The 9,305-nt window shown below is 61.6% G+C and carries 7 protein-coding genes; 5 read left to right on the top strand and 2 right to left on the bottom strand.

The genetic code is table 11. The features are described 5' to 3' along the window. Window positions 1-353: tyrosine-type recombinase/integrase (locus BM175_RS22060; RefSeq protein ID WP_175526978.1), on the top strand; the 353-nt coding region annotated here is incomplete at its 5' end. 180 nt (window positions 354-533) lie between these two features. Here BM175_RS22060 and BM175_RS22055 read toward each other — a convergent pair. Further along, complete coding sequence (locus BM175_RS22055) at window positions 534-1,442, bottom strand: LysR family transcriptional regulator (RefSeq protein ID WP_090966957.1); 909 nt, start codon at window positions 1,440-1,442, stop codon at window positions 534-536. Window positions 1,443-1,543: 101 nt separating this feature from the next. On the opposite strand from BM175_RS22055, the gene BM175_RS22050 reads away from it, so the two are divergent. Then, window positions 1,544-1,990 (top strand): cupin domain-containing protein, encoded by a 447-nt coding sequence (locus tag BM175_RS22050; protein ID WP_090966955.1) that lies wholly within the window; start codon window positions 1,544-1,546, stop codon window positions 1,988-1,990. Between the two features lie 16 nt (window positions 1,991-2,006). Here the strand turns inward: BM175_RS22050 and BM175_RS22045 are convergent, their stop codons facing one another. Continuing rightward, window positions 2,007-2,924 carry a LysR family transcriptional regulator gene (locus BM175_RS22045; RefSeq protein WP_090966953.1) on the bottom strand — a complete coding sequence of 306 codons (918 nt, stop codon included), beginning with the start codon at window positions 2,922-2,924 and terminating at the stop codon, window positions 2,007-2,009. A gap of 106 nt (window positions 2,925-3,030) precedes the next feature. On the opposite strand from BM175_RS22045, the gene BM175_RS22040 reads away from it, so the two are divergent. The 3 genes from BM175_RS22040 (at window position 3,031) to BM175_RS22030 (ending at window position 9,174) form a co-directional block, all read left to right on the top strand. Continuing rightward, window positions 3,031-3,693, top strand: coding sequence for a glutathione S-transferase family protein (locus BM175_RS22040; RefSeq protein WP_175526977.1), 663 nt, complete (start codon window positions 3,031-3,033; stop codon window positions 3,691-3,693). A gap of 124 nt (window positions 3,694-3,817) precedes the next feature. Then, window positions 3,818-7,894, top strand: a complete 4,077-nt coding sequence (locus BM175_RS22035; RefSeq protein WP_090966949.1) for a beta strand repeat-containing protein — start codon at window positions 3,818-3,820, stop codon at window positions 7,892-7,894. Window positions 7,895-8,697: 803 nt separating this feature from the next. Beyond that, a complete protein-coding gene (locus BM175_RS22030; RefSeq protein ID WP_090966947.1) occupies window positions 8,698-9,174 on the top strand; it encodes a hypothetical protein in 477 nt (158 codons plus the stop codon). Window positions 9,175-9,305 lie beyond the last annotated feature (131 nt).

Below are 9,305 nucleotides of genomic sequence, written 5' to 3'. Positions count from 1 at the left end.
TCCAGTTCGAACTGCTCGACGCAGCCCGTTCGAGCTTGCAGGCATGGCTCGAGCGGCGAGGCGGTACGGTCGATGATTTCGCCTTCCCCAGTCGCACGGACCATTCAACGCATTTGAGCACACGACAGTATGCTCGCCTCGTCGACGAATGGGTGACGGGGATCGGCCTGCGGAAGGAAGACTACGGCACCCATTCACTGCGACGGACGAAGGCCTCGATCATCTATAAGGCGACCGGCAATCTGCGAGCGGTGCAGATCCTGCTCGGCCATACGAAGATCGAAAGCACGGTCCGGTATCTCGGCGTCGATGTCGAGGACGCGCTGACATTGGCTGAGAGCACTGAGGTCTAGCTGCTGCCGCGCTTGCGGTTGGTCGATGCAGAACGGCCGCTCTTGTGTCCACGGCGGCCGTTTTGATTTGGGGATGGGTGGTATCCAGACGGTCGGCTTATAGGCTGAAGCAGAGCAAAGCTGCCGTCTAACTCGGGTGATGGACGAGTGCAGTGGAACGAGTTTGAGACCCGCCTGCGCTCACCTTAGGTCCAGGTGCGACGCGAAGTCCTGCGCTAGCATCTCTACGAAGCGCCGTACCTTCCGGGCGATGTTCCGGTTCGCCGGATAGGCAGCCTGCAATGGTATGATCGGTAGTGTCCAGTCAGCGAGGACTGGTACCAGAGCGCCATCGCGAATTGCGGGGCCGGCGACGAATGCTGGCAGCAGCACGATGCCTGCCCCTGCAACGGCAGCCGCCAGAAGCGTTGAGCCTGAGTTGTTCTCGAATGCAATCCGAATGGGGACGTTGGCGATTTCACCATTCTTTTCGAACCGCCAGACCCGGCCCCATCGGACCTCGGAGAAGTGGAGGCAAGCATGCACCATGAGATCCTTTGGATCCATGGGGGCACCGTACCGCGCCAGATAGTCTGGTGACGCGCTAACACTGAGCGCGGACGCACCGATCTTTCGGGCAATGAGTGTCGGCTCCACCGCCAGGGCGCCGCGGATTGCCAAGTCATAGCCATTCCCGATCAAGTCGGCGATGCCATTGGATAGCTGAAGTTCGATCGATACGCCTGGGTTCTCGTTCAGGTATCGGGCGATGACCGGAGCGATGTGGATCGGTCCGAGATCCGGTGAGGCCGTGATCTTGAGACGGCCGACATTCTCCGTCTGTAGGCTTGTTGCGACCCGTTCAGCCTCGCCGACCTGGTCGGTCAGGCCATTCAACGCTTCACGATACGCTTTCCCTGCTTCTGTCAGCGAAACGGCTCGGGTGGAGCGCTGGAGCAATCGAACGCCAAGCCGCTCTTCCAGCATGCGGATCTGGGCGCCCACCGTCGCCCGTCCTATATCGAGGCTCTCCGCCGCCTTCGTGAAGCTCGAACTCTCGGCGACCGCCAGGAAGGCCATCACACCGGCCAGCGGATCGGTCGTCTTCATATGAGCGATCTTTCATACAGTGATGCGCTATCATCGATCTTATCATAACGGATCCCAGTCAGTAGCTAAGGACATCGCAGCCGCACTGATGAGATCCTCCAATGGCCGACCAGCTCTGGTTCACCACCGCCCGCCTGACCATTCATCTGTCCAAGACGCAGAACGCCGATGGTATCACCCTGATCGAGCATCACATGGCGGCGGGCTTTGCCGTACCGCTCCATGCTCACCATGGCGAAGACGAGAGCTTCTACTTTGTCGACGGGGAGGTTCGGATGCAAATCCGCGACGAGATCCATACCATGAGGCCCGGCCAAGCTCTGACGATTCCCAAGGGCGTGCCGCATTCATTCCGCGTCGTGTCAGATGAGGCGCGCTTCCTGTCGTTCACCACTGGCCGTTTCGAAGACATGGTGCGCAGCTTGGCGCGACCCGCGGAGCGGGAAGGACTGCCACCCCAAACGGCGCCGACCGAAGAGCAGATTGCCGAACTCATCGCAGCCTGCCGGGCTCATGATATCGAGTTCCTTGGTCCAGCTGTGAAGTGATCGGCGACCGGCCGATCTAGGCTGACCTCGCATTTGCCGGACTACTGCCCAGCACGTAGGCCGACACGAACGCCATGAACTGCCGGACCGGAGCGCTTTGCCTCGACCGCTCGTGGGCAAGGATCCAAAGCTCGTTCGGCTCAAGCGGCAACTCCATCGGCGCACGGACCAGTTCGGGATCACGATCCACGAAGAAACTGTGGAAGAAGCCAAGACCAAGCCCTGCGCGAATAGCTGCGAAGGTCGCGACCGCTGTGTCGGGCCGAAGCGCGATGGCGGAAGAGGGTACGGCGGTTTTGACCCACAGCGCCAAGGGATGGCGGGGCGGAACGTAGGAGGCCCAGATCACCTGATGCCTCGCAAGGTCCTCGACCGACCCTGGCAGACCGTGACGGGACGCGTAGTCCCGGCTCGCGACGACGGCTATGCGGTCATACGCAAGGCGGCGGCCAAAGAGGTCGGAGACAGCGGGTATCGAGCCGGCGCGCAGCGCGACATCCGCTTCACCCTCGGCGAGGTCGACGGCACGGTCTGTTCCAATCAGTTCCAAGCCCACCGCAGGATAGGTCTCGCGAAAGCGAGCCAGGACTTGCGGCAGCACATAGGAGATCAGAACTTCCGGAGCAGTAAAGCGCAGTGTTCCAGTAAGACTGCGCTGCCGGGTGTCGACAAGGGTCTCGAAGGTTTGGGTCGCCTTGGCCACCGCTTCGATGGCCGGAAGAAGGGCCTGCAGATGCTCGGTCGGAATGTAACCGGAAGCGCGTCGCTCAAACAGCGGGAAGCCGAGATGCGCTTCCAGCCCGGCGATCCGGCGTACGACCGTGCTCTGGCTCGTCTGAAGTACCTTTGAGGCACCCAACGTCGTGCCCGCCTGCGCGACGGACAGAGCGAAGCGGAGGTCATCCCAGTCCTCTAGCCTTATCCCTTTTTGCATAACTCAACGGCAGGAATGGTGTTTGATGAACGATGCCATGCCGCGTTACGTGCGTCCACCAGTCGACGCCACTGACGGACTGACGGGACTGACGGAGGACGTTGTCATGAAGCTCTACTACGATCCGATCTCGACGACGTCGCGTCCCGTTCTCCTGATGGTGGAGACGATGAGGATGCCGATCGAACTGCAGATCATCGACATCCTGAGCGGTGAGCAACGCAGTGAGGACTACCTCGCGATCAATCCGAAGGGCCTCGTGCCCGCTCTCGAGGTCGATGAGGGCTTTGTCCTCACGGAATGCGCCGCCATCCTGCGCTACCTGGCCGGGCAATTTGCTCCCTCGCTCTATCCGTCCGAGCCGCGAGAGCGAGCTCGTGTCGATGAGATGATCAGCTGGTTCAGCACGGATCTGCATCTTTTTCTCGATGTGATGACGGTGTATCCGCGCAGCTTCCTTGCTGGGGCCTTTAGTGAAGGTACCACTGTGGAGATGGCAGCATTTGCCGGACCGCATGTCGCAAAGGACTTGACCCTTCTCGACCGGCAGCTATCCGCTCAAGCCTTCGTCGCGGGAGATGTTCTCACCATCGCCGACTTCCTGGGTGTCGCCATCATTACCTTGGCGGACTTGATCGCCTTCGACTTCTCACCCTGGCCATCGGTGATGGCCTGGGTTTCTCGGATGAGGGTGCTTCCCGGCTGGGATGTGACCTTTGCTGCATTTGAAGGCTGGCGTGCAGCGCATTTGACGCCACCACCATCCTGATCGTTAGCAGGCCGCCTTCGGGCGCCTGATCCGACCAGCCCCTTTTCATTCCACCCAACGACTCAACGCGCTGCTGCCTGCGTGGCGCAATCGCACGCCTGTACACCAATCAAGGATTGATCCCATGGCCGTCATCAACGGAACCACCAATCGCGACATTCTCACCGGGACCACCGGCGCGGACTCCATCTACGGTCTCGAAGGCAACGACGAGATCTCCGGCGGCGAGGGCAATGATACGCTCTTCGGCGGGCTCGGAGACGATCTGGTCAATGGGGGAGCCGGCGACGATGTCATTCAGGACAGCCAGGGTAGCGATACGCTGCTCGGGGGCACAGGTGCTGATCGGATAACCGTCTACTCTCCTGGATCGAATGCTCAGATCGATGCGGGCGATGGTGACGACACTGTCACATACGAAGGCGGGCCGATCGCGCAACTGCAGGGCGGAGTTGGGCTCGATACCTTAAGTGTTCGCGTCGCGACGTTCGCGGACTTTTCGGCCGACAACGGCTTCGAGCGCTACGACGGCGACTTTCGGATCAGCGGGACGGCCGAGGCGAACCGTCTCGATTTCAGCGGTTTGACCGCGTTGAAGCCTGTCATCGATGGCGCCGGCCAGATCCGCGGCGTCACGGTCGACGCAGGTGACGGTGCCGACAGCGTGACGGGCACCGCGGCGCGCGACATCCTGAACGGGGGTGCCGGCCACGACACTCTGCTGGGGGGCATGGGTGACGACGCGCTGACGGGCGGAGCCGGTAACGACCGCCTCGACGGGGGGGCCGGGAATGACACCCTGTACGATGCTGGCGGCGATGGCGTGAACAGTGCCTATGGTGGACAGGGCAATGACCGGATCGAATTGGTCAATGCCACGGCAGGCGGTGTCGTGGACGGCGGGGACGACAACGATACGATCATCGTGAACGGCGGCGCTGCGATGTCGATTGCCGGCGGCAGCGGGAACGACACGATCTCGCTATCCAATTCCACCACGGGTACCGAGCGGCATCGTGTCGATGCAGGCGACGGCGACGATGTGGTGACGCTGAACGGCACAAGCGCCATGGACCTTCAGGGCGGTGCCGGTCATGACACCTTGGTTCTGAAGGCGGCGACCCTTGACCAGCTCGACGCAGCGATGGGCTTCGAGACATTGAAGATCGACTCCTACGGCGGTTCCTCGCTTCATGGGACCTCGGCAGCCAATACCATCGACATGGGAAGCTTCGCTCTGACCGCGGACAGCTATGGCGTCAACATCAAGCTTGATGCGGGCGACGATCAGATGGTCGCGACATCTCTTACCGACCGACTTTACGGAGAAGCCGGGAACGACACGCTGGAGGGTGGTGGCGGCGACGATATCATCGACGGCGGCATTGATGGGGTCGTCAACGGGACGATTGTGCAGGGTCGCGATTTTGCGAGCTACGAGCACGCCTCGTCCGGCGTGACGGTTGATCTTTCGATCCAGGGCAGTGCCCAGAACACGTTCGGAGCCGGCACCGATACGCTGAACAATATCGAAGGCCTCGTCGGCAGCGGCTTTGCAGATCGCCTGACCGGATCGGCAGGCTCCGATGTGCTTATTGGTGGGGCCGGTGACGACACGATCACAGGCGGCAAGGGCGACGATCGTCTGGACGGCGGCACCGGAGCCGATACCTACCGCTACGCCGGGTATTCCGATCTATCGAAGAGCGGGACCGCCGTTTTGACTTCGGAGCGCATCGTTCTCGAAGCGGAAGATCGGCTCGATCTTTCCGCCTTTGGATCGCTGAAGGGTCTCATGTCGACCAAGTACCAGGACGGCGTAACCGTTCTGACGATCTCGTCCCCGACCCTCGGCGGTCCGTCGGGTCAGATCGTGATCGAAGGGGATTGGTCGTTCAACGAGATCGCGCCCGGAATCTTCGAGCGCGCCCCACCGAAGTTGAATGTGATTGGGGGGACGGATGGGCGAGACAGCTTGTTCGGCACCGCTGCGGCCGACGAGATCCGCGGAGGTGGCGGTAACGACAATCTCTGGGGGTTTAACGGCAATGATCGTCTTCTCGGCGGAGACGGGAATGACCAGTTTCAGGGCGGCGAAGGAGCCGACACGATGCTGGGAGGCGCAGGCAACGATATCTTCTATGTGGAGGACGACGGCGATGTCGTGATCGAAGCTGCGAACGAGGGCACGAAGGATCTCGCGCTGTCCTATCTCAAGTCCTACACCCTCACGGACGGCGTCGAAGAACTGATTCTGTTCGGCGACAACGCGCTGAACGGAACGGGGAACGACCTTGCCAACAGGATCACGGGCAACTCAGCGGGCAACACGCTAAGCGGCGGAGCCGGCGCCGACACCCTATCTGGCAACAGCGGCGCCGACACGCTTCATGGCGATGCCGGTGCGGACAAGCTCTACGGTGGCGCGGACAACGACACGATCTACGGTGGCGCAGACAACGACCTCATGGATGGCGGTGCCGGCGCAGACCTGCTTTATGGCGGCTCCGGCAACGACACCTATACGATCGACGACCTCGGCGATCGGGCGGTCGAGGTAAAGCCTGACGGCTCGGACGAAGGCGGCATCGATCAGGTCAACGCCTCCGTTTCGTTCACCCTCGAAGGCTTTGTCGAGAATCTCACGTTGACGGGCACGACGGCGACAAACGGCACGGGCAACGACAGCGCCAACAAGCTAATCGGCAATTCGGCGACAAACGTCCTGTCCGGAGGTGCGGGCGCCGATACGCTGGATGGGGGCGGTAGCGCCGATACACTCTCCGGTGGCGCAGGCAACGACACCTACTTTGTCGAGGATATCGGCGATCGGGTCATCGAGGCGCGGGCTGACGGCTCCGACGAGGGAGGCATCGATCAGGTCAATGCCACGGTCTCCTTCGCGCTCGGCAACTTCGTTGAGAATCTAACGCTGGCCGGCACAGCAGCCATCGATGGGACCGGCAACGATCTGGCCAACAAACTGATCGGCAATGCGGCTGCAAATACGCTGACGGGGGGCGGCGGTGCCGACATCTTGCTGGGCGGCGGAGGCAGCGATCTGCTTCAGGGCGGCGCGGACAACGACATGCTGGACGGTGGCTGGGGCGCGGACATGCTTTACGGCGGAGCGGGCAATGACACCTACACGGTCGATGATCTGGGCGATCGGGTCATCGAGGCCAAAGCCGACGGCAGCGACGAGGGAGGCATCGAGCAAGTCTACACCTCGGTGTCGTCTGCGCTCGGTGACTTTCTGGAGAATCTGTCCCTGGTCGGCACCGCGGCGATCGACGGCACCGGAAACGATCTGGCCAACAAGCTAATCGGCAACTCGGCAGGCAATACGCTCACAGCGGGGGGCGGTGCCGATACCCTGACCGGCAACGGTGGCGCCGACACGCTCTACGGCGATGCAGGGGCCGACAAGCTCTATGGCGGCAGCGAGAACGACACGCTCTACGGCGGCGCGGACAACGATGCCCTGGACGGCGGCACGGGAGCGGACAAGCTTTACGGCGGTGCGGGCAGCGACACCTACACGGTGGACGATGTCGGCGACCAGGTCATTGAGGCGACCTCCAGCGGCACCGACGAGGGTGGCACCGAGCAGGTCAACGCGTCCGTGTCCTTCACGCTCGGCAGCTTTGTCGAGAACCTGACGCTGACCGGCACCGCTGCCATCAACGGCACCGGCAACGAGCTCGCCAACAAGCTCACCGGCAATGCCGCAGCCAACACGCTGACCGGGGGAGCCGGCACGGACACGTTGATCGGCGGTGCCGGTGCCGATACGCTCATTGGCGGTGCGGGGAAGGACGTTCTGACCGGCGGTCTCGATGCCGACATCTTCGTGTTCGGCAATGGCGGCTCGACATCCGCCGATGCGGTGACGGACTTCTCGGCAACGCAAGGCGACAAGATCGGCCTCATGGCATCCCAGTTCGGGCTTTCATCAGGCCAGGGCATCGATGCCAACGGCAAGCTCTCGGCGGACTGGTTCACCCAGGTAACGGGCACGACCAACACGTCGACCGCCAGTGGCCACGGCCAGTTCCTGTTCAACTCGACGTCCAAGACGCTGTTCTGGGATGCCGATGGCTCCGGAGGTCAGGGCCCGGTGGCGATCACCACCCTGAACGTCTCATCGTTCTCGGCCGATAACGTCCAGATCCTTACGTCCGACTTCGCGATGATCTGAAGATAAACGCGAGATCGGGTCCGCGCAAACCGATTGTCAAGCTAGAACGCCCGCCCCAACCTGCGTTGAGGCGGGCGTCACTGCGAATTCGAATTCTAAGACAAAATTCGCGGATACTCGGGTTGAAACGGCGACCCTGCAATCGGCGGAAGCTCGCGATGTCTGCTTCCAAGAAAGCCGCTTAGACCGCTCGTACGACTGTGAAGGGTCGGTAGCTGCCGGTAGCCGACCTAGAGTCCCCTACAGCTAAAATGGCGGCCCGCTCGAGGTGATGTCGTCACCGACCGAGCGGGCCTTCGCGCCGAGCTAGGTGGAGCACCACGCGATGCCCAGGAAGGTCCGGGCATCCTGTCTAAGCGTCAACCCCTCCCGAACAGGCGACCCGCCCGGGAGTATCAATTACCGGGCGGGTCTTCGCGCTTCCTTCGGGCAGAGATCGGCGCGATTGAAGTAACGTATCGAGCCGCCTTGGGGTGTCAATTATACTCCAAACGGTGATCTACCGGTTCGGCAGGCATTCTAACGCCTGTCTCGGAGTGCCATCTGGCGATAGGGTCGTAGCTTGGATGCTGGAAACCTGAGCCTGTCGAGCATGTTTCGTTGTTTGACCGGCCGTAATGTTTTTCGTTATGCGTCAGAACAACGCAGTTCGAAGGATATGGTCCTACGAAGCCTGTATTTCCCGGCTTTCTCGGCCTGTTAATACTCAGCGTACCTGACCGTAAGGTGGCACGACCGCAAGTTTCAGACATGCAACCAAGCGGAGAAATCGCGCAGGCATCAAATTCTTGCGAGAAGAAAAAATGGTCCGCCTCAAGCATGCACTTTTCGTGATTGTGGGCTTGGGCAGCGTTCTGCCCCAAGACGCCGATGCGGGGACTGCGACCGTGACCTTCACCGGTACCGTCGCCACAAGCTGCTCGGTCAACGTCGTCAACGGTACGGGAACGCTGACGACAAACGGGGCACTGAACAACCTTAGCTCGAAGAACCCCGGTGGGTCGCCAGCCAAGGTCGACATCACGACCACGGGAGGCGTGCGCGTCAGCCTTGACGCTGTATCGTCCGCGACCACCCCGGCCAGCGACACGACCACGACGGCTTGGAACCCGACTTACTCGATGAGCGGCGCTCAGACCGTTACCGAGACCGGTGTCTCGACGCTTATGACCGGAGCCGGTACGCGCAACGTCGACATCAATCTAACGGGTACGAAGTCTGGCGGCGACTCCTTCATCGACGGCAATTATGCGGCAACGGTGACGGTCCGATGCGAGTAGCGCACTTCGCCTTTGGTGCGATGGCCGCCGCGTCGACTGGCCTGCCCCCTGAAAAGTGGCCCTCCGTGAAGTAGGCTTTTGAGCCGCTGGAGGACACGAGAATGGGACAGAAGAAGCACAAGCCGGAAGAG

The organism is Aureimonas phyllosphaerae, from assembly GCF_900113065.1.
In the GTDB taxonomy this organism is placed as follows: domain Bacteria; phylum Pseudomonadota; class Alphaproteobacteria; order Rhizobiales; family Rhizobiaceae; genus Aureimonas; species Aureimonas phyllosphaerae.
The sequence above is the reverse complement of the archived record's forward strand: the minus strand, read 5'-3'. Positions and strand labels throughout refer to the sequence as shown.